Source organism: Microbacterium sp. F1-18, from assembly GCF_052921305.1.
The window spans coordinates 37,883-54,233 of record NZ_JBREVD010000005.1; the positions used below are offsets into that span (position 1 = coordinate 37,883).

At 71.4% G+C, this 16,351-nt stretch carries 17 protein-coding genes; 13 read left to right on the top strand and 4 right to left on the bottom strand.

All coding sequences use genetic code 11. From position 1 onward, the window contains the following. Window positions 1-34 precede the first annotated feature (34 nt). The gene (locus ACU6RU_RS13745) at window positions 35-841 is read right to left on the bottom strand and encodes a sigma-70 family RNA polymerase sigma factor (RefSeq protein ID WP_259455302.1); all 807 of its coding nucleotides are present in this window, start codon (window positions 839-841) and stop codon (window positions 35-37) included. Between the two features lie 234 nt (window positions 842-1,075). Between ACU6RU_RS13745 and flgN the strand changes: the two genes are divergently transcribed. Genes flgN through ACU6RU_RS13765 form a run of 4 tightly spaced genes read left to right on the top strand, consistent with a single transcriptional unit; the run spans window position 1,076 to window position 4,230 of the window. Beyond that, window positions 1,076-1,558, top strand: coding sequence for a flagellar export chaperone FlgN (gene flgN, locus ACU6RU_RS13750; RefSeq protein ID WP_446726820.1), 483 nt, complete (start codon window positions 1,076-1,078; stop codon window positions 1,556-1,558). Between the two features lie 8 nt (window positions 1,559-1,566). After that, window positions 1,567-2,970 (top strand): flagellar hook-associated protein FlgK, encoded by a 1,404-nt coding sequence (gene flgK / locus ACU6RU_RS13755; protein ID WP_446726821.1) that lies wholly within the window; start codon window positions 1,567-1,569, stop codon window positions 2,968-2,970. A 13-nt stretch (window positions 2,971-2,983) separates the two neighbouring features. Further along, on the top strand, window positions 2,984-3,865 hold the full coding sequence (gene flgL, locus ACU6RU_RS13760; RefSeq protein ID WP_120264058.1) for a flagellar hook-associated protein FlgL: 882 nt from the start codon (window positions 2,984-2,986) through the stop codon (window positions 3,863-3,865). Beyond that, window positions 3,862-4,230, top strand: coding sequence for a flagellar assembly protein FliW (locus ACU6RU_RS13765; protein WP_289330411.1), 369 nt, complete (start codon window positions 3,862-3,864; stop codon window positions 4,228-4,230). Before flgL ends, ACU6RU_RS13765 begins: the two co-directional genes overlap by 4 nt. Window positions 4,231-4,237: 7 nt before the next feature. Here ACU6RU_RS13765 and ACU6RU_RS13770 read toward each other — a convergent pair whose 3' ends face one another. Both ACU6RU_RS13770 and ACU6RU_RS13775 read right to left on the bottom strand, forming a co-directional pair. After that, entirely contained in the window at window positions 4,238-5,299 is a 1,062-nt protein-coding gene (locus ACU6RU_RS13770; protein WP_446726822.1) for a sugar-transfer associated ATP-grasp domain-containing protein, read from the bottom strand. 97 nt (window positions 5,300-5,396) lie between these two features. Next, complete coding sequence (locus tag ACU6RU_RS13775; protein WP_289330410.1) at window positions 5,397-6,242, bottom strand: flagellin N-terminal helical domain-containing protein; 846 nt, start codon at window positions 6,240-6,242, stop codon at window positions 5,397-5,399. Window positions 6,243-6,314: 72 nt separating this feature from the next. Here ACU6RU_RS13775 and ACU6RU_RS13780 point away from each other — a divergent pair, with 72 nt between their 5' ends. Genes ACU6RU_RS13780 through ACU6RU_RS13810 form a run of 7 tightly spaced genes read left to right on the top strand, consistent with a single transcriptional unit; the run spans window position 6,315 to window position 12,538 of the window. Next, window positions 6,315-7,169, top strand: coding sequence for a metal ABC transporter ATP-binding protein (locus ACU6RU_RS13780; protein ID WP_289330409.1), 855 nt, complete (start codon window positions 6,315-6,317; stop codon window positions 7,167-7,169). Then, complete coding sequence (locus ACU6RU_RS13785) at window positions 7,166-8,047, top strand: metal ABC transporter permease (RefSeq protein WP_120264062.1); 882 nt, start codon at window positions 7,166-7,168, stop codon at window positions 8,045-8,047. Before ACU6RU_RS13780 ends, ACU6RU_RS13785 begins: the two co-directional genes overlap by 4 nt. 10 nt (window positions 8,048-8,057) lie before the next feature. Then, complete coding sequence (locus tag ACU6RU_RS13790; RefSeq protein WP_120264063.1) at window positions 8,058-8,474, top strand: Fur family transcriptional regulator; 417 nt, start codon at window positions 8,058-8,060, stop codon at window positions 8,472-8,474. Continuing rightward, window positions 8,452-9,471 carry a permease gene (locus ACU6RU_RS13795; protein WP_120264064.1) on the top strand — a complete coding sequence of 340 codons (1,020 nt, stop codon included), beginning with the start codon at window positions 8,452-8,454 and terminating at the stop codon, window positions 9,469-9,471. The genes ACU6RU_RS13790 and ACU6RU_RS13795 overlap by 23 nt, the downstream gene beginning before the upstream one ends. Next, the gene (locus tag ACU6RU_RS13800; protein ID WP_289330407.1) at window positions 9,464-10,423 is read left to right on the top strand and encodes a TIGR03943 family putative permease subunit; all 960 of its coding nucleotides are present in this window, start codon (window positions 9,464-9,466) and stop codon (window positions 10,421-10,423) included. The genes ACU6RU_RS13795 and ACU6RU_RS13800 overlap by 8 nt, the downstream gene beginning before the upstream one ends. Window positions 10,424-10,436: 13 nt before the next feature. Beyond that, the gene (locus ACU6RU_RS13805; protein WP_446726823.1) at window positions 10,437-11,843 is read left to right on the top strand and encodes a hypothetical protein; all 1,407 of its coding nucleotides are present in this window, start codon (window positions 10,437-10,439) and stop codon (window positions 11,841-11,843) included. A 35-nt stretch (window positions 11,844-11,878) separates the two neighbouring features. Further along, complete coding sequence (locus ACU6RU_RS13810) at window positions 11,879-12,538, top strand: DNA-3-methyladenine glycosylase (protein ID WP_289331532.1); 660 nt, start codon at window positions 11,879-11,881, stop codon at window positions 12,536-12,538. Between the two features lie 118 nt (window positions 12,539-12,656). On the opposite strand, the gene ACU6RU_RS13815 is transcribed toward ACU6RU_RS13810, so the two are convergent. Further along, complete coding sequence (locus ACU6RU_RS13815) at window positions 12,657-15,710, bottom strand: DEAD/DEAH box helicase family protein (RefSeq protein ID WP_446726824.1); 3,054 nt, start codon at window positions 15,708-15,710, stop codon at window positions 12,657-12,659. A 230-nt stretch (window positions 15,711-15,940) separates the two neighbouring features. Between ACU6RU_RS13815 and rpmB the strand changes: the two genes are divergently transcribed. After that, window positions 15,941-16,177, top strand: a complete 237-nt coding sequence (gene rpmB / locus ACU6RU_RS13820; RefSeq protein WP_005051771.1) for a 50S ribosomal protein L28 — start codon at window positions 15,941-15,943, stop codon at window positions 16,175-16,177. Next, window positions 16,177-16,347 (top strand): 50S ribosomal protein L33, encoded by a 171-nt coding sequence (gene rpmG / locus ACU6RU_RS13825; RefSeq protein ID WP_005051772.1) that lies wholly within the window; start codon window positions 16,177-16,179, stop codon window positions 16,345-16,347. Before rpmB ends, rpmG begins: the two co-directional genes overlap by 1 nt. The last annotated feature ends 4 nt before the right edge of the window (window positions 16,348-16,351 follow it).

Here is a 16,351-nt window from a genome sequence, read left to right on the forward strand (position 1 = left end):
GGCCGCGCGGGCGCGAGCGTTAGCGGGACGGATGTCAGAGCGCGACGGATGCCGCGGGCGCGACGCCCCGGCCGCTGCGGGGCAGCATCGCGGTGATCCGGGCGAAGTAGGCCTCGCGTGTCTCGACCGACACGCGCGAGACGGGTTCGGCCTGTTCCTCGGCGACGAATCGTTCCAGCGCGTCGCGGAGCAGCCGGATGGCCTCGGCGCGCTGCTGCGAGACGGCGGAGTGCGAGACGCCGAGCTCGGCCGCGATCTCTTTGACGGGGCGCTCGTCGATGTAGACGGCCTGGACGATGGCGCGCATGCGCTCGGGCAGGGCCGCGACGGCGCGTTCGAGCACCTCGCGCCGCTCACGGAGCACGGCGGCCTCGTCGGGCAGGACCATCGCGCTCGGCACCTCGAGCGCCGTGGCGTCGTCGATGCTCGTGACCGTGCGCGCGGCGTCGTCGAGGGCCTCGACGACTGCGGCGCGGGGCAGGCCCATGGTGGCCGCGATCTCGTCGACGCCGGCGACGCGGCCGAGGCGTGCGGTCAAGGTATCGCGTACGGCCGTCGTCTCTTTGATGCGCTTGCGGATGCCGCGCGACGCCCAGTCCATCGAACGCATCTCATCCGCGAACGCGCCGAGGATGCGCCGCCGCGCGTAGGCGCCGAAGGGGACGCCCAGAGCGGGGTCGAACGCGTCCGCGGCCGTGACGAGGGCCAGCGCTCCGACCGAGGCGAGCTCTTCCAACGGCACGTGCGTGGCCCGCGAGTGCAGATCGCGCGCCAGATAGCCCACGAGGGGCAGGTTCTCTTCGATGAGTCGATTGCGTTCCGCGTGACCGAGGATGTGCAAAGGGGGCCTCTTTCGTGGCGTGCACCCGCTCCCGCGGCCCGAATTCGCGGAAGCCGTCACGCCGGCTGAGGCCATCATAAGCAAAATGAGAAAGATCTCATACGGAATCCTGAGCAGAAGTAACGTGATCGACTCATGCGCCGATAGTCGAGGATGATCGCTTCAGAACGGTTCGTCAGAAGAGCGAGTCGTTCGATGCGGTCCATGGGGGGCTGCTCAGGTAAGGGGGAAACCGTGGGAGCCAACGAACTGTCGATGCAGCTGTGGCGCGAGCGAGAACTGCTCGAGATGCTGATCTTCAAACTCGAGGAGCAGCGTCTGCTGCTCGAAGCCGGGAACACCCGGTGGATCCATCTCGCGTCACGCGAGATCGAGCGCGTGCTCGAAGAACTGCGCGAGTCGGGCCTGGGCCGCGACGTCGAGGTCGCCGCGGTGGCACGCGAGTGGGGCGTCCCCGAAGCCGCCACACTCGCGGAGCTGCTCGACTCGGCGCCGACGGGCACCTGGCGCGACGTCTTCGCCGAGCATCGCGCCGCGCTCACCGAGCGCATGGCCGAGGTCTCGCAGCTGAAAGAGGCGACCGAGACGCACCTGCGCGCAGCCAGCCGCGCAGTCGACGAGACGCTCGCCGGGCTCGAATCCGGCACGGGCGAGTACACCACCGGCGGTGGGCGGGTCCGCGAGGACACCGCGCGCATCGTCGACAGGGAGATGTGAGGACGCAGATGTCGACATTCAGCGGGTTGGGAACGGCGGCGAGCGCGCTCGCCGCCGCGCGCCGCGGCATGGATCTCGCGGGGCAGAACGTCGCCAACCAGCTGACACCCGGTTACACGCGGCAGCGCCTCGAGACCTCCGCCGTCGCGCTCCCGGCGGGCTCGACGCGCTTCGGGCCGGTCGCCGGCCAGGGCGTCTCCGTCGACGGGATCGCGCGCCTGGGCGATGCCGTGCTCGACGCGCGAGTGCGAGACACCCTCGCGGCATCCGGGTACTGGTCCGCGCGGGCGCAGGCCGCGGTGCGCGCCGAGGCGTCGCTCGCCGAGCCGGGCAAGAACGGTCTGGCCGATCAGCTCTCGCAGCTGTGGACCGCCTGGCAAGACCTGTCGAATGCTCCGGACTCCACCGCGGCGGCGGCTGCGGTCGTGACGCGCGGCGAGACCCTCGTGGCGCGCATCGCCGACGGGTACCGCTCGGTCGCCGAGCAGTGGTCGTCGGCGCGCGACGCCGCCGAGTTGACGGTCGATCAGATCAACGCCGCCGCGGCCGAGATCGCCGAGCTCAATGCCGGCATCCGCGAGGTCGGCGTCGCGGGCGGTTCCGCGAACGAGCTCATCGACCGACGGAACCTGCTCGCGCAGACGGTCGCGCGGCTCTCCGGTGCCGTCGGCACGGTCGAATCCGACGGCACCCTCACCCTGCGGGTCGATGGGAACGCCCTCGTATCGGGCACGCGCGCTCGTGAGCTGGACGTCACCGGACCCCGATCGATCGGTGCGGGTGAGCCGGTCGTACTCGCTTGGCGTGAGCCCGGCGCCCCGCCGGTCGGCGTCTCGAGCGGGGAACTGGCCGGCACCCTGTCCGTGCTCGCGCCCGCGGAGTCCGGGGGAGTGCTGGCCGGGCTCGCGGCCTCGTACAACGAGCTCGCGAGCTCTCTCGCGGCGACCGTGAATGCCCAGCACCGTCTCGGGTCGACCGCATCGGGAGCGCCGGGCGGCGACTTCTTCGCCGTCGCAGCCGGTGCGCCCGCCGCGCTCGGACTCAGCGTCGTGCCCCGGGGCCGCGACGAACTGGCGATCGCCGCTCCCGGCGCCGGAGCCCTCGACGGCGGCAACGCCGACGCCCTCTCCGGCATCGGGAAGAGGTCCGACGGACCCGATGCGCTCTGGAGCGACGTCGTGTCGCGTCTCGCGGTCGCGACATCCGCCGAGTCGGGACGGGCGGCGCGCGCCGAGACGACGGCGGTCGCCGCCGCGGCGGCCCAGCAGTCGGTCGCAGGAGTCGACAACGACGAGGAGACCATGAGCCTGCTGACGTATCAGACCGCGTACCAGGCGGCCGCCCGCGTCCTCACCGCCGTCGACGAAGCCCTCGACATCCTCATCAACCGCACCGGCCTCGTCGGCCGCTGACACCCGGAGCGCCATGATCAGCCGAGTCACGTCGCAGACGCTCGCCCAGTCCGCCCTGCGCAATCTGCAATCGGGTCTGAGCGACCTCGCCCGCCTCCAGAACCAGGCGACCTCGCAGCGGGCGTTCGCCGCTCCGTCCGACGATCCGGCCGCGGCGGCAGCCGCCCTCGACCTCCACGCCGCGCAGCGCCGGAACGACCAGTACGCGCGCAACATCGGCGACGGTCTCACGTGGGTGACGACCGTCGACAACGCCATCTCGGCGTCGACGTCGCTGCTCGGGCGAGCGCGAGACCTGACGCTGCGCGGTGCCAACTCCGGGGCGCTCGACGCCAACGCCCGCGAGGCGATCGCGCTCGAGCTCGAGACCATCGCCGACGAGCTGCTCGCTCAGGCGAACACCACGCTGCTCGGACGGTCGGTGTTCGCCGGGACCGCGGAAGGCAGCGCCTTCGGGCCCGACTTCGCCTTTGCGGGGGTGCCGGGCAGCGAGGTGCGCCGACGTGTCGCCGACGGCGAGACGGTGCGGGTCGACGCGAGCGGCGCCGAGGTGTTCGGCTCGGGCGAGGACTCGGTCTTCGCGCTGATCGGATCGATCGTCGCCGATCTGCGCGGCGGAGCGGACGTGCGCGGCCGCATCGACCAGATCGATGACCGCATGAACGCGATGCTGGGGGTGCAGGGCACGGTGGGGGCGAGGCAGAATCAGATCATGCGAGCCAAAGACGCGGCGGCAGACGCGACGGTGTCCCTCGAAGCCCAGCGCGCGGCGATCGAAGACATCGACACCGTCGAGGTGCTCGTCGCCCTGAAGTCGCAGGAGCTCGTCTACCAGTCCGCCCTGGCCGTCACCGCCCGGGTGATGCAGCCGACGCTGATGGACTTCCTCCGATGAGCGCTCTCGAGTTCGTGACGCCCCCGCCGGGACTGTCACCGCACACGTCGTTCTCCCTCGACGAGGTCGAGGGCGGCGGCGGGCTGTTCACGCTGACGGCCGCCGACGATCCCGGGGTGCGGCTGTTCGCCGTCGATCCCGGAGCGGTCGTCGACGATTATTCGCCCACGCTCTCCGACGCGCACGTCGCCGACCTCGGACTCGCCGAGTCGGCCGACGCCCGCGTGCTCGTGGTGGCTCGGATGACGGATGAGGGAATCGGGGTCAATCTCCTCGCGCCCGTCGTGATCAACCGCCGTACCGGCGTCGCCGCCCAGGTCATCCTCGAGGGCCAGGATCTGCCCGTCCGGGCTCTGCTGAGCTGAGCCGCGCTCAGGCCACGGCGCGCGCGAGCGGCGTCGCCGACACGTCCGCATCCGCGTCGATCGCGGCGAGGTAACGCGGCTTGTGGCCCGTGCGGATGCCGGTCGCGCTCGGCTTGTTCTCATAGACGCCCGCCGCCCAGTTGCCCTCGACGAGCACGGGGCCGGTCGGCGAGACAGCGATGTCCCAGCCGACGTAGCGCACCTGCGGCACGACGCGCGCGAGCCGGTCGACGAAGTCGAGCACCTCGTCGAACATCGGCAGGCGGAAGTCGGCGATGCGGATGCCGCTGTCGGGATGCGTCGGGTACACGCGGTCGTTCGAGTCGTAGCCGTCGCCCGTCGCCCGGCCGGTCTCGTCGAGCATCGCGTAGAAGCCGCCGAAGGCGTTCTGGTCGCTCACGGCGCCGCGGCCGAACTTCTGCGCCATGGCGAGCACGTGCGTGCGCTCGCCATCGAAGTACGTCGTGACGCGCGTCGTGTTGACGGTGCCGGCGCAGAGGGCCGCGAGCTCGTCGTGCTGGCGGATGACCTCTTCGACGAGCGTCTCGCCGCGCTCGAGCAGTCCGCGGTGGAACCGGGTCCAGTCGGTGACGTCGCGGGCGAGGTAGCGGTGCACGCCGAGGCCCGCCCGGCCCAACGGCTCCTTCGTCACGATCGTGCCGTGCCGCAGCGCGAAGGCGCGCACATCGTCGGCGTTGTCGTCGGTGACGACCAGCCACTCGCGCTGCAGGTGCGGCGCGAAGGTGTCGTTGAAGGCGATCTTGTCGTGGAAGAGATGACGGAATGCCGGATCGTCGAACCGTACCGCGAGGCGGTGCGAGACGGGGCTGGTCATGTAGGTCGCGCGCTCGGCACGGGTGAGCATCGCGAAGTCGTAGTCGATGTAGTCCTGGAACCCGACACCGCGCACCCCGGCCTGCCAGAGCATGTCGACGACGACGCCGAGCGTGCTGCGGCCGTGCCGCTGCCCGGCCCGCCGCGCGCGGGCGACGAGGCTGCTCGGGTTCACGCGTCGCGCCCGTTCCCACAGGAAGGGGAGGCCGGGCGTGAGGGTTCGGGGGGATGTCATCGGGTTCCTCGTCAGTTCTCTCAGGCGCGTTCCCGCGGTGCGCCCGCGACGGCGATGGGTCCTGCGTCGGGCGGCGCAGGACCCACCGTCGCGAGGCTTACCGGAGCAGCTGGAGCACGCCCTGGTTGGCCTGGTTCGCCTGCGCGAGCATGGCGGTGCCCGCCTGCGACAGGATGTTCGCCGCGGTGTACTTGACCATCTCGGCCGCCATGTCGGTGTCGCGGATGCGGCTGTTGGCCGCCGACAGGTTCTCCGCCGACACGTTCAGGCTGTTGATGGCCGACTCGAAGCGGTTCTGCGACGCACCGAGGCTCGACCGGGCGGTCGAGATCGCGGTGATCGCCGTGTCGATCGTGTCGATGGTGGTGCGTGCGGTCGCGTTGTCGGTGACCGCGAAACCGGCACCGACGGCGGTGCCGTCGGCAGAGGCGAGCGTGCCGACCGCGGTCGCGACGTTCGCCAGGTTGATCGTGATCGCGTCGTTGTCGGTACCGCCGGCGCCGACCTGGAAGGTCAGCTCGCCGCCCTTGAGCAGGTCGATGCCGTTGAAGTTGGTCGACTCGGCGATGCGGCGCAGCTCGAGGCTGAGCTCACCGGCCTCCTTGGTGATCGCGGCACGGGAGTCCGCGTTGTTGGAGCCGTTGCCGCCCTGGACAGCCAGGTCGCGCATGCGCTGGAGGATCGAGTGGACCTCCGTCAGGGCGCCTTCAGCGGTCTGGATGACCGAGATGCCGTCCTGAGCGTTGCGCGAAGCCACGTTGAGCCCGTTGACCTGAGACTTCAGGCCCTCCGAGATCGCGAGGCCGGCGGCGTCGTCCGCGGCGCGGTTGATGCGCAGACCGCTCGAGAGCTTCTCGAGCGACTTCGACACATCGTTCTGCGTGCTGGACAGGTTGCGGTACGCGTTGAGCGCGCCCACGTTGGTGGCGATCTGCATTCCCATGGTTCATTCCTCCGTGATTGGGATGAGCGGGAGCCCGTCCTGGGCTCCCGGAGTCCGTCCGTGGACTCCTGGATGCCTCTATCGACCACCTCGGCGGATCGGTTAGGCGGGTACGCTGACCCGGTGAGCCTGCTCGATATCCGTGGTGCCGCGCTGCGGCGTTCCGGGCGCGAGCTGTGGAGCGGACTCGACCTCACGGTCGAGCCGGGCGAGCTCATCGCGGTCCTCGGTCCGAGCGGCTCCGGCAAGACGACGCTGCTGCGCGCCATCCTCGGGCTCGAGCGCTTGAGCGAGGGGTCGATCACGGCGCTCGGCCGGCCGGTCAAGCACAAGGGCAACCGGTCGATCGGCTACCTGCCGCAGGCCCGCCCGCTGCCGCGCGACACCGCGTTGCGCGCCCGCGACCTCATCGCCCTCGGCGTCGACGGGCACCGGTTCGGTCTGCCGCTTCCGCGCAAGCGCGACCGTGAGCGCGTCGACCGTCTGCTCGACGGCGTCGGCGCCACGGCGTTCGCCGACCGTCCCGTGGGTGTGCTCTCGGGCGGCGAGCAGCAGCGCCTGCGCGTCGGTCAGGCTCTCGCCGACGACCCGCAGCTGCTGCTGTGCGACGAACCGCTCACGAGCCTCGACCTGGCGAACCAGCAAGCCGTCGTCGGTCTCATCGACCAGCACCGACGGTCGGGCGCCGGCGTGCTGCTGGTGACGCACGACATCAACCCGGTGCTCGGCAAGGTCGACCGCATCCTCTACATCGCGAACGGCCGGTTCACGCTCGGCACCCCGAAGGACGTGCTGACCTCGCCCGTGCTCACCGACCTGTACGGCGCGCCGGTCTTCGTGCTGCGGGCGGGCGATCGTCTGGTCGTCGTCGGCGCCCCCGACGCCGACGCCTCGCACCACCACCACGACCACGGAGACCACGCATGAACTGGGGCGACATCGGCGACGCGATGTTCGGCGGGCTCCCCGTCTACGGCGACATCCTCGCTCTCGTGCAGAACTCCGTCTGGGCGGGGGCCGTCCTCGGCCTCGTCGGCGGCCTCATCGGAGTGTTCGTGCTGCAGCGCGACATGGCCTTCGCCGTCCACGGCATCAGCGAGCTCTCGTTCGCGGGCGCGGCGGCGGCCCTGCTGATCGGCGTCGATGTCGTCACGGGGTCGATCGTCGGGTCGATGATCGCCGCCGCCCTCATCGGGTGGCTCGGCTCGCGGGCACGCGACCGCAACTCGATCATCGGCGTGCTCATGCCGTTCGGCCTGGGCCTCGGCATCCTCTTCCTCTCGCTCTACGACGGCCGCAGCGCCAACCGGTTCAGCCTGCTGACCGGGCAGATCGTCTCGGTGCAGTCGGGGCAGCTCGGATGGCTCATCGGCATCGGCGCGTTCGTGCTCATCGCCCTGCTCCTGATCTGGCGCCCGCTGCGCTTCGATTCGCTCGATCCGCAGTCGGCCGCGGCGCGCGGGGTGCCCACAGTGGCCGTGTCGCTCGGGTTCATGCTGCTGCTCGGCCTCATCGTCGCCGTCGCCGTGCACATCATCGGTGCGCTGCTGGTCATGGCGCTGCTCGTGACCCCCGCCGCCGCGGCGGTGCGTGTGGCGACGGGTCCCCTCGCGGTACCGCTGCTGGCGGCCCTGTTCGGCGTGGTGTCGGCCGTCGGCGGCATCCTGCTCGCGGTCGCCGGAACGCTTCCGGTGAGCCCCTACATCACCACCATCTCGTTCACGATCTACCTGGTGTGCCGCATCGTCGGCGCCCGCCGCGGCAGAGTGCTCCGCACCCAGCCGACGCCGAGGCGCGCCGAGTAGACTCGCCGCCATGGCTCAGCGGAACACCTGGCAGCGCGAGCGCGTGCGCACGGCGCTGTCCGACGCCCGCGGTTTCGTCTCGGCCCAGGACCTCCACGCGTCGCTGCGCGACGACAACACCGGCATCGGATTGGCAACGGTCTACCGCGCCCTCGCGACCCTGGCCGCCTCCGGCGAGGCCGACCAGCTGCAGAGCCCCGAGGGCGAGGCCATCTACCGGGCCTGCTCGAGCGACGGTCACCACCATCACCTGATCTGCCGCTCGTGCGGACTCACGGTCGAGATCCAGGCGTCCGACGTCGAGGAGTGGGCTCACCGCACCGCCGCCGCCAACGGCTTCACGCAGGCCGAGCACATCGTCGACATCTTCGGCGTCTGCGCCGCGTGCTCCGCAGCCCGAGCCGATGAGAAGCGTGGCGGCGCCTAAGACCGCACGGCTCGCGCCATCTCCCGCGACGCGTTCGGCCGTCGCGCTCGGGATCGGTGCGGCCGTCGTCGCTGTGCTCGTCGCCATCGCCGCACTCGCACCGGGGCCGTCGCTGCCGACCCGCGCGCAGGACGGCGTCACGCTCGGACTGAGCGTCCTCATCGAGTCGTTGCCGTTCGTCCTCCTCGGCGTCGCGCTGTCGATCATCGTTCAGGTCTGGGTGCCGCCGGGCGTCATCGAACGCTGGATGCCGCGCCGCGCGTGGGCCCGTCGCGCCGTGCTGTCGCTGCTCGGCATGCTCATCCCCGTCTGCGAGTGCGGCAACCTGCCCTTCGCGCGCGGGCTCATGATCCGCGGCTTCTCGGTTCCCGAGACGATGACGTTCCTCATCGCGGCGCCCATCGTGAACCCGATCGTCATCATCACGACCCACCAGGCGTTCGGCTTCGACGACGGCATCCTGATCGCGCGTCTGCTGGGCGGGTACGCGGTCGCGAACCTCATCGGCTGGTTGTACTCGCGTCATCCCGATCCCGACGGCCTGCTGACCGATCGGTTCCTCGCGGCCTGCGAGCTCGCGGCCGAGGACCCGGGCGGAAAGGGACGCCGCAGTCTCGCGCAGTTCGTGGTCGAGCTGCGGGCGGTGATGCCCGCGCTGATCCTCGGCTCGGCGATCGCCGGCGCCGTGCAGGTGCTGGTGCCGCGCGATACCTTGCTCGCGATCGGCTCGAACCCGGCGCTGTCGATCCTCGCGATGATCCTGCTCGCGATGATCGTGTCGATCTGCTCGAACGTCGACTCGTTCTTCGCGCTGTCGTTCGCCTCGACCTTCACGCCCGGCTCGATCGTGGCGTTCCTGCTCGTCGGTCCGCTCGTCGACGTGAAGATGCTCGCGCTCATGCGCACGACGTTCCGCTCGCGCGTGCTGGTCGCGCTCGTCGTGATCGTCGTGCTCTTCGCGATCGCCGTGGGAGGGATGGTGAATCTCCTTGCCTAAGTCATCGGCTCTGCTGACCCGGCTGTTCGGCGTCGGGCTCGCCGCCGCGCTCGCGGCCATCACGGTCACCCTTGCCCTCACGGGACGTATCGGGCTCTACATCAACCCCGAATCGGCGTGGTTCGCCGTCGGGATGTCGGTGCTCGGCCTCATCGGCACCGTCGTGAGCTTCGCGCTGCCGCTCGGGGCCGAGGCCGACCACGGGCACGACCACGGTGAGCTGCACGGGCACGGCGACCTGCACGGCCACGGCGCCGGGCACACACACGAGCACGAGCACCAGCACGCGCATGAGTCCGCGCACGAGTCCGCGCACCAGGACGCACCGCCGACCAGCCGTCGCGCAGCCCGCGCCGCGGTCCTCGCAGGACCCGACGCCGCCGCCCTCGCCGGCGACACGGCCGCGCCGGGTGCTGCCGTCACGCCCGTGCGCCCTCGCCCTGACTGGCGGCTCATGCTGGGTTCCGCTGCTGCGGGAACGGGTGGGCTGCTCGCGACCGGCATCGTGGCCGTGGTGCTCGTGACGCCGCCCGCGACGCTGTCGGCCGAGCTCGCCATGTCGCGCGACACCGGCACGCCGCCGCTCTTCCAGGGCGCCGACACGGTCGCCCTCGCGACGACGGGTGACACGTCGTCGTTCGGTGTCGGCGAGTGGGCGAGCGTCTTCGCGACGGCGACGAACCCGGAGGCGTTCGAGGGTGACGAGATCAGCCTGACCGGCTTCGTCACGCCGTCGAGCTCGGGGGGCTTCGGGCTGACCCGGCTCGTCATCACCCACTGCGTCATCGACGCGCAGCCCGCGAGCATCCCGATCGGCGACGCCTCCGACATCCCCGCGACGGGGGAGTGGGTCACGGTCACCGGCGTCATCCGAGACCGCGACGGTGCGCTCGTCGTCGAGGCCACCGGGGTGCAGACCGTCGGCGAGCCCGAGGACCCGTATGAGTACTGAGGATACGGACGGGATGTCGCGGCGAGGACGGTCGCGCGAGCGGCGATCGCGGCGCTTCGTCGTCGCGATGGCGGCGGTCGTGGGCGCTCTCGCTCTCGTGGGTGCGGCCGGCGGCGTCCTGACGACGGTGCAGGGACCGCGTGCGACGTCGACGAGCGTCGATCCGCAGGCCGGCATCGAGTCCGCGGGGTCGCGCCTGATCATCACCACGACGCAGTCGCTCGAAGAGGTCGATCCCGCGCAGGTGCACATCGAGCCGGCGGCGGACTTCACCGTCGACACGTCGGGGCGACAGATCGGCATCCGCTTCACCCTGCCGCTGCGCGATGCGACCGACTACACCGTGCGGGTCGACGGGGTCCAGGGGCTGGGCGGGGGACCGGCGGCCACGCTCGAGGAGTCGTTCTCGACGCCGGCGCTGGAGACCTACATCCTGCAGCGCGGTGGTGCCGAAGACACCATCTTCCGCACGGGACTCGACGGCGCGAACGCGGTGCCCGTGTTCGCGGATCCGCACATCGAGGACTTCCGGGCGACGTCGACGCATCTCGCGATCGTGACGGCCGACGACGAGGGCGTCTCGACGCTGATCGTCACGGATCGCGACGGCGAGGGGGCGCGCGAGCTCGCCCTGCCCGGACGCGGGTTCGTCACCAACCTGCAGACCGCCGATCGCGGCGATCTGATCGGCTACACGTACACCGACGCGGGTATCGGCTCGTCGGGTGGTCTCGAGAGCGCGCTGTTCACGGCGTCGCTCACGGAGGCCAGCGCTGACGACGAGCCGGCGCAGCTGCAGTTCGCGGGCGGCGACGCGCGCGTCGACGACTGGCGGTTCGTGCCGGGGACGGATGCCGTGCTGCTGCTCGGCTTCGACGGCGCGTTGACCCTCGTGTCCGCTGCGGGCGGTGAACCGGTGTCGCTCGGCAATGCGATCACGATCGACGGCATCGCCCGCGGGTCGACGGAGGCCATCGTGCAGCGCGCGACCGGGCTCGTGGCGATCGATCTGGCGACGGCGGAGGAGCGGCCGCTGAGCGCCGCGGATGCCGCTGCCGGTGAGACCCAGTCGGTCACGGCGCTGCCGGGTGACGCCGACCAGACGCTGCGCGTGCTCTCCCGCCTCGACGGGTTCACGGTGCTGTCGACCTCGGCTGCCGTCGTCGGCGCCGACGGGGCCACGCGTGACGTGTTCACCGTCGCGCCGGACGACCTGCTGCTGCACACGTGTGTCTCACCGAGCAGCCGCTACGCGGCGTTCCTCATCGCCCCCGACGCGGTCTCGAATCCGTATGACGCCTACGCGCTGCCGTTGCCCGAGCGAGTGCAGACCCACATCGTCGACCTCGGCACGGGCGAGGAGGCGTCGGTGCTCAGCGGATTCGACATCTCGTGGTGCCAGAACGCGCCACGGCCGTGAGCGTCGGCGGGGGTGGGGTTCCCGTCGGGTTCCACCTGGCGACGCGTGAGGAGCTCGCGGAACTTCCGGTGCACGTCGCGCCGCGGCTGCTCGGCGGTCTGCTCGAGGTCGCGGTCGACGGTGCACGGGTCGTGGCCCGGCTGACCGAGGTCGAGGCGTACCACGGGCGCGACACGGGTGATCTGCCCGATCCCGGATCGCACGCGCGCATGGGGCGGACCGCGCGCAACGCCACGATGTGGGGCGAACCGGGGCATCTGTACGTGTACCTCAGTCACGGCATCCATTCGTGTGTCAACGTCGTCTGCGGCCCCGCGGGCGTCGCCGGCGGTGTGCTGCTGCGCGCCGCGGAGATCGTCGATGGTGCGGATGTCGCGCAGGTGAGGCGCGCTGCGGCCCGCACGCCGCGCGACCTCGCCCGCGGCCCCGGACGGCTCGGCCAGGCCATCGGCCTCCGATATCCCGCCCACGACGGCATCGACGCGGTCGCGGGCGTCGAGCGCGCCGGCGCCACGGCCCGCCTCTATCTTCCGGATGTCGCGGAGCCGGAGGTCGTGGCCGGCCCGCGTGTGGGCGTCGCCGGCGTCGCGGGAACGGACGCGTTCCCCTGGAGGTTCTGGATCGCCGGTGACCCGACGGTCTCGCCGTTCCGGTGGGGCCGCGGCGCCGCAGAAGCCGCTTCGCGCGCCCGCTGACGCGCGCCCGTCGCCGCGCGCCCGGCGACGACCCGACGCGAATGGTCGTGTCAGCACCGGATAAGGCGCCGTTCGCGTCGGTTCGCGCGGCAGGGGAGGGGGAGGGGGGAGGGGGCTGTCAGTCCCAGCGGGTGACGACCGTGAGGTCGTCGGCGACGGCCCCTGCGCGACGAGACCTCGCGAGGAGAGCGAGCGAATCCGGGCTGTCGACGAAGTGCAGTGTGCACGGGCCGACGACCCGCTGCCAGTCGTCGGCGAACGCGCGGATCCGCGGCCCCGCCATGCCGAACGCCGCAGGCACCGGCAAGAACTGCGAGCCGCCGGAACCGCTCGACGACCCGGTCCAGGCCGCGCGCCACAGCAGCCACCGCACGATCGGTGTCCGCCCGCCGGCATCCACCTGAAGGAGGAATCGCGGTGTCTTCACCGGGCCGAGCAGTTCCGCCATCGCGGCGGCGAACACGCGCTGCTCATCGAGGGAAGCGTGCGTCAGTCGCAGTTCCAGATGTTGGATGCCGCTGGCACCCGCCGGCCGCGCGACGACCACCTCTGGCGTCGCGGCGTCGCGGAGGCGTCCCGATCGTTGCAATGCCGCCACGACCACGCCGGCCATCCGCCGGTACAGTTCCGGAGCGTCCGCGTGTGCGCGCCGGGCGAGCCACCAGGCCCGAGCGACGGGAGCCCCCGCGGTCAGGGCCCCGATCAGGGCCGCCGCGCCGGCGACGGGGCCCGCGAGTCCCAGCGCCCCGGCCCCGCCGACGATCATGAGAGCGAGCCCGATGACGGCGACGACGCCTGCTGCCGCTGTGCCGACACCGAGCGCGGCATCCGCTCGGAGGCGCGTCCGGAACGTCGGAGCGTTCACGCGCCGCACGACCAGCGCGTCCGTCGACTCTCGATCGAGGTAGTCATCGCCGATACGCCAGAGGGCGCGCGTGTGCTCCCGCGGATCGACGACCGTCAGTGCATCGAGCGCGTGCGCCGCTGGCCGCGGGCCCGCCGCGATCAGGCGGCGCTGATCGGACGTCAACACCCCGGCGAGCCCGCGGACGATGCGCTCCGGATCGTCGCGGTGCACACCCCACAGCCGCTCGTGCTTGCGGCGCAGCCGCGACAGGTCGGGCGCGGCGAAGATGGGCGACTCGGGCGGGAGCATCGCCGTCACGGTCCAGATGTGCGCGACCTTCTCCGGCCAGCCCGGATCCAGGCGCAGCGCGCGGCCCCGCAGCTGCTGCGTCGCGGGAGCCGTCGCCACCGACGACAGATCGATGAGCGTGTTCACGGCGGGGCAGTCCCACCCTTCGCCGAACAGTCCGCGCGTTCCGACGATGACATCGAGCTCGCCCCGCGCCAGAAGGATCGAGGCGGCTCGGACGAATCCTGCAGCACCGACGCCGGGCGCGGAGATCTCCGACACCGCCGGACTCTCCGCGACAGCGACCGCCGTCACCTCGATGCCGAGCGCTGCCGACCAGGCGGCTGACAGCGTCGCGGCGTGGCGCGTCGCCATGCGCGTCGTCGATCCGGTCACCAGCACGCAGCGCAGATCGGCGGTCGCGGCATCCGTCGCGACGACGTCGAAGGTCCGCACTGCGCCAGCCCGGCCGATCAGCCCGCCGTGTCGATTGCCGTGCTCGCTGAAGTCCGACACGACGAGCGCGCGCAGGCGAGGCCCGATCCGATCGCGCTCGAGCCGGAGGATGTCGCAGACCGCACGGTCCTTCGACAGCGACGAGGCCAGCATCGTGTCGATCGGGTCGCGCGTGCGGCGCAGGCCCCGATCAGTCAGCGAGAACCCGAAGTCGGCGAGGGCCGCCCGGATCCGCTCCCATCGCTCGCGTGCCGACGGGTCGGGCAGGATGCGGTCGAGCGCGAAGCGTCCCAGCAGGCGCAGCGCCTCCTCCGTCGTCGGCGGTCGCCGCGTTGCGAGCGGGAGATGGGCGACGAGCGGATGGTCGGGATGGACGGTGGCGAGCATCGCGGCGGCCGCCTCGGCCGCCGCGAAGTCGTCGGCGAACGCGCGCGACAGTCGGATGTCGACATCCGTCCCGCTCTCGTCCGTCGCGCTCTCGTCCGTCGCGCGGCGTGCCGGCGGGGCCGGCGGCGGAGCGAGGGCCCGGGCCGACGACCCGGCTGCCGTGCCGGATACGGCGGCGCCCGTCCCGGCGGCAGCCGCGTCGCCGTGATCGGCCGCGGCATCCGGTGCCGGCTGGAGCATCCTCACCAGGTGGTCGGCCCCGTCGCCGCGCGTGAAGGTCGAGCGGATGAGGACACCGAGGCCGGTCGCCGCGCCCGAGAGGAACGCGAGCTCGTCCGTCGACGGCTCCACGAACCGCACGTGCTCACGATGCGGAGCGAGGTTCCCCTCGCGGACGACCGCGGGGATCGGCACCTCGTAGTCCACGCCGCCCAGCAGCGACGTGTAGTTGTCGTAGGCGTTGCCGTCGTCGGGCGAGGGGAGCGTCGCCGTCAGGCCGATGACGAACGGAGCCCGCCCCGCAGCGCGAAGGCGTGTCACGAGCGCCGCGACCACGAGCGCCCAGTGGTCGAGCAGGTGGTGGCATTCGTCGAGCACGACCGTGTCGACACCGTGCTCGACGAGGCGCTCGATCAGCGCGCGGGCGTTGGGATGCAGCGCTCGCGACAGCGCATCCGGATCCTCCTGGGCGATGCGGCGCCGCAGGGTGCGGGAGCGCCGGGCGATGCCCGCGGCATAGGCGCGACGGTTGCCCGAGCGCAGAGCGTCGAGCCAGGCGGATGCCGCATCCGTCGACCGTCCGTCCGTCTCGAGCTCACCCAGCCAGCGGTCGTGAGCCACGGCCGCGAGGGGGTTCTCGCCGTCGAGCACGCTCAGCGACTGGTAGGTCAGCGCCGTCAGCGCGGACGGCGCATCACTCGTGGTCGAGACGTCGTCGGCGGCGGGAGCGAGGCGCCGCGCCTCGACCGCCCACTGGTCGCGGATGGTGATCGTCGGGGCGAGGACGAGGGTCCGCCGCCCCCGCCGCATCGCGAGCAGAAGGCCGAGCAGGGTCTTGCCCGAGCCTGGGGGAGCCACGATGTGGAGCGGCCCCGGGGCGTCCGCGTCGACGCGTTCGAGCGCGTCCGCCTGGTAGTGCCGCAGCCTCCCGTCGAACCGCCACCGCCGGAGGGGAGCATCGACCTCCGACGACATAGCGGCAGTATGTCAGACCGGCAGGGAGCGGCATCCCCGGCCAGCGGAACCCGTGCGCGGTCAAGGCGACACGCCGTCGCGTGCTAGACTGACTGTTTGTCTGCGCGCACTCCAGCACGCAGTACGTACCCACTCCCCATCACAGGCCCGAAACGGCCGGATGAGGCGCGGGTGCAGACAAGGGATCTTGGGTGGCACCGTCCGGTGTCACGGTACTAAGGAGAATCACTATGGCAGCAGTGTGCCAGGTGACCGGAGCAGTTCCCGGCTTCGGTCACAACATCTCGCACTCGCACCGCCGGACGAAGCGTCGCTTCGACCCGAACGTGCAGAAGAAGACCTACTACGTTCCCTCGCTCGGTCGCAAGATCACGCTGAACGTGTCGGCTAAGGGCATCAAGGTCATCGACGCCCGCGGCATCGAGTCGGTCGTCAAGGACCTCATCGCGAAGGGTGTGAAGCTCTAATGGCGAAGAAGGCTCAGGACGTACGTCCGATCATCAAGCTCCGTTCGACCGCTGGTACGGGGTACACCTACGTGACGCGTAAGAACCGTCGCAACAACCCCGACCGCATCGTGCTGAAGAAGTACGACCCGGTGATCCGCAAGCACGTCGAATTCCGAGAGGAGCGCTGATCTC

Bases quoted from the DNA above. Each gene is read 5' to 3' on its own strand.
- flgK (WP_446726821.1), top strand. From the start codon at position 1,567: ATGTCGACATTCAGCGGGTTGGGAACGGCGGCGAGCGCGCTCGCCGCC.
- flgL (WP_120264058.1), top strand. From the start codon at position 2,984: ATGATCAGCCGAGTCACGTCGCAGACGCTCGCCCAGTCCGCCCTGCGC.
- ACU6RU_RS13765 (WP_289330411.1), top strand. From the start codon at position 3,862: ATGAGCGCTCTCGAGTTCGTGACGCCCCCGCCGGGACTGTCACCGCAC.
- ACU6RU_RS13770 (WP_446726822.1), bottom strand. From the start codon at position 5,299: ATGACATCCCCCCGAACCCTCACGCCCGGCCTCCCCTTCCTGTGGGAA.
- ACU6RU_RS13775 (WP_289330410.1), bottom strand. From the start codon at position 6,242: ATGGGAATGCAGATCGCCACCAACGTGGGCGCGCTCAACGCGTACCGC.
- ACU6RU_RS13780 (WP_289330409.1), top strand. From the start codon at position 6,315: ATGCCTCTATCGACCACCTCGGCGGATCGGTTAGGCGGGTACGCTGAC.
- ACU6RU_RS13785 (WP_120264062.1), top strand. From the start codon at position 7,166: ATGAACTGGGGCGACATCGGCGACGCGATGTTCGGCGGGCTCCCCGTC.
- ACU6RU_RS13790 (WP_120264063.1), top strand. From the start codon at position 8,058: ATGGCTCAGCGGAACACCTGGCAGCGCGAGCGCGTGCGCACGGCGCTG.
- ACU6RU_RS13795 (WP_120264064.1), top strand. From the start codon at position 8,452: ATGAGAAGCGTGGCGGCGCCTAAGACCGCACGGCTCGCGCCATCTCCC.
- ACU6RU_RS13805 (WP_446726823.1), top strand. From the start codon at position 10,437: ATGTCGCGGCGAGGACGGTCGCGCGAGCGGCGATCGCGGCGCTTCGTC.
- ACU6RU_RS13815 (WP_446726824.1), bottom strand. From the start codon at position 15,710: ATGTCGTCGGAGGTCGATGCTCCCCTCCGGCGGTGGCGGTTCGACGGG.
- rpmB (WP_005051771.1), top strand. From the start codon at position 15,941: ATGGCAGCAGTGTGCCAGGTGACCGGAGCAGTTCCCGGCTTCGGTCAC.
- rpmG (WP_005051772.1), top strand. From the start codon at position 16,177: ATGGCGAAGAAGGCTCAGGACGTACGTCCGATCATCAAGCTCCGTTCG.